The organism is Vibrio sp. 10N.239.312.D08 (assembly GCF_041466145.1).
GTDB classification, from domain to species: Bacteria; Pseudomonadota; Gammaproteobacteria; order Enterobacterales; family Vibrionaceae; genus Vibrio; species Vibrio crassostreae_C.
In genome coordinates this window covers 1-3395 of record NZ_JBFSSD010000094.1, presented here as the reverse complement: position 1 = coordinate 3395, position 3395 = coordinate 1, and the positions used below count along the sequence as shown (strand labels likewise).

2 protein-coding genes are annotated in these 3395 nt (G+C 40.1%); both read right to left on the bottom strand.

All coding sequences use genetic code 11. The features are described 5' to 3' along the window. Positions 1–209 precede the first annotated feature (209 nt). Positions 210–2159, bottom strand: coding sequence for a replication initiator protein RctB domain-containing protein (locus tag AB6D58_RS24180; RefSeq protein WP_372128423.1), 1950 nt, complete (start codon positions 2157–2159; stop codon positions 210–212). Positions 2160–3172: 1013 nt separating this feature from the next. Next, positions 3173–3395 (bottom strand): hypothetical protein (locus AB6D58_RS24175; protein WP_372158771.1); only part of this gene is annotated, 223 nt, incomplete at its 5' end.

The following is a 3395-nucleotide window of genomic DNA, read 5'->3' as shown; positions in this document are numbered from 1 at the left end:
TGCCTTGGAACTTCAAACACTGACAAGTCGCCCCGTGGGTTCATGGGGCGGATACCTTCGATGCCTTTATAACGCGGCTGGTGGCTGACCATTGGGTGGTTTCAGACGACAATTAAACGAAAAAAAGAACCCGACACACATCGGGTTCTTTTTTTTAATAGGTAACCATACTTAGTGACTATATCGACTTTCTGTGATTTTCAGTCTCTTTAGCTTACTTGAGCCAACTTAGATGAAATGAAAGCGGCAAGCTCATCTAATTCTCCATTAACCCACTGGTTAAATCTCTTGGCTCTCAATAGCTTTACACTGTCGATTAATTCACTTTTTGATAACTTGATATTATGCCCAGTTTCCAAGCGGCTCATCAGGCTGTAGAAGTGTTCGGATTCAATTATTGTATCACCATAAGTGAGTTTCTTAAGATGGCCTTGCACTTTATGTAGCGCTTCTACAGCAACATCTTTATTGGCATTTAAATCCATTGAAACTAAGTGAGCAATACGGTCTATGTGGTGTTCATCGTCATAGGCAGATATTGTGTATTCAGATTCTAATAATTTAAATTTTCGGTAATTCGCGAAACGTCTAGTTGTATGTGTTACATATTTAAACAATAGGTCATCGCGGAGTGCATCTACGAGTACGTTACGTTTCATCTCATCTGCTAACGCAAACTTGTTGACCAACGGGTTCATTATCGTTGGAGCATTCTTTTTGCCTTCGTTGAAGGTTGAACCTGTAGCTTCTATCATCTGTTTCTCATCACAGTCAATTACGGCCACGTAGTTACCATCTTGATTCTTTGTGAATGAAATATAGTACCCGCACAAATTGTAGTCTTTGGTAATCTTTTTATCATTGCGCATTACCAAATCACCTGGTTTGCATTTATAGATTTCCAACGCAGCTGTGATGTCATTATGAAGCTTTTTATCACTCCCATCGAAAAACATATGTTCAGCAATTAAAGATAGATCCAAAGACTCATACCCTACTCGCCTCACACGCAGACACATGTAGAAGAGGAGTAACAGAGGGTCACCAACTGCAATCTTTTTGGGTAAAGTGAAAAATACTTCTTTCTTAGCCAGAATTTCGATTAGTTTGGGATGAAACGTATAGAAGAACAGTGTCGGCTTTACTTCCACGCCGTTCTCATTGATAACGGGGGCGAGTTTTGAGTTGGTTTCCAGTTCAATAATGAACTGGAAGTCTTTTTGCGTGAACAGTTTCTGAAGTTCTTCATCTACAATCACACCGTCTAGATCGGTCCACTCATAAACTGTGTGACGTAATTCTTGAATTTGTTCTCTTATGCGATCACGAGTCTGACCGTTGTCACTCAGACCACGTAGATACAAAATCTCTTCTAGTTTTGCAGCACACTCAGTATTTTCGAACGGACGCGAAAACCGCTTAGTTTTCATTGCTCGGGCGTTATATGCGATAGCTAACGACAATAGTGCCATTAAGGTTTGGATAGCACCTTTAGTCGATACTTGTTCATGCCCTTTTGCAGCAACCGTATAATTACCACCTTTTGGATGCTTGAATTGGACAAGCGCTTTAGGGCTGCCATTCCTCTTGTTTGGAGCCAGTGCTATGTACTCAGTAGGTAAGATTTGTTTGTCATAAGGCATACCCTTTGGAAGATAAGGTCGCAGATCAACATCCTGTTGAGATAGAGATTTCTTCTGAAGAGCATTTTTGACACTTTCACGATTAGACTTTTTATTGCCTTTGGGACGATTGCGATCCGTTAGGGAGTCACGATCAGCAATTATAGCTAGGTCCACTTTTTTAGCTAAGGTGTAAATATTTGAAGTAGACCGTTTTTGACCGTTATGAGTGACTTCATGTAAGACTAAGAACCCTAAGTTCTTAAGCTCCATCAAAGTACGTCGAAGGGTTGCAGGTTTAATTTCATAACGTGCCTCTACGCCTTCTTGAAATACTTTATTGGCTATGCCACTGTGTGATTTAGCTAAGGCGATCAGGTGTTGAGCAATAGTGCGTTGTTTCAAGCCTAAACTCATGTCCTGAATTGTATCAAATAACTCAACATCAGCTGGGTCGAAAAGAAAAAGAGTAAAACGCCTTTTCAGGTCAATTTTTTCTAGCAATTCAGGTGAGATATCGTTGAGTTCTATCGGCATGTGCTCTATCACTGTTTTTCATGATGCTTTAATCATAACTGTTGAACAAGAATAAGCAACCCTATCATGATCATCCAGATTATTTTGATTTAAGTTATTAAAAATATGATCTTTTTAAAGATGATTTCTTTAGTTGATAAAGGTTTAATGATTAGTATGATTACACCCATACTTAACCGCTGATATTTGTTTATACAACTCTTGATCGCTCAATTTAGTGCGGTGATACATACGCTCTACGTAAGTCTATGTTTTATAGTTAAATGCTACTCTTTTAACTTCATATTCTTATGATCGCTCATTTAGGAGCGGTCATAAAATTGGCTTGTGGATAGATCACGCTTTGATCTTTTGATCGCTCAATTGGATCTTTTGATCGCTCAATTCCCAGCTCTTGATCGCTCAATTGCATCTTTTGATCGCTCAATTGTTTATTCTTGATCGCTCAATTGCTTTATACAGCTTATACAGCTTATACAGGGTTACTCACACATTACCAACAGGTAATACACGTCAGGTAGATGCTTTAATCACTGGTAAAATGTTATGATCGCTCATTAGAAATGTTATATAATTTCTGAATAATTTTTTGATAATCAATGGGTTAATAGCCTCGCTATCACTGCATGAAACTTTTCTTATTATGTGAGCAATATCCCAAAGAATTTCACCACAGCCTTTCTCACTAAGATGGCCATTAGCAATGGCCTTTTATTTGAATTTACCCCAGTAGTGCTATGAGCGATCAAGAACACAACGTCCAGCCAGCTCCGCTGTATGTAGCTTTCACATCCCTGCGTCATAATGAGCGATCATGAGTGAATTGAGCGGCATTCCCCATTTGATAAGGGTTTAGCATCGCTGCACGGTAATGAGCGATCATGAACGGCTTGACTGGTATGCCCCTTCGGATAAGGGTTTAGCATCACTGCAAGGTAATGAGCGATCAAGAACGACTTGAGTAGCATGCCCCATCGGATAAGGGTTTGGCATCACTGCACGGTAATGAGCGATCATGAATGCATTGAGTGGCATTCCCCATTTGATAAGGGTTTGGCATCACTGCACGGTAATGAGCGATCATGAACTGCTTGAGTAGAATGACCTTCGGATAAGGGTTCTGCATCACTGCAAGGTAATGAGCGATCATGAACTGCTTGAGTAGCATGCCCCATCGGATAAGGGTTTGGCATCACTGCACGGTAATGAGCGATCATGAACTGCTTGAGTAGAATG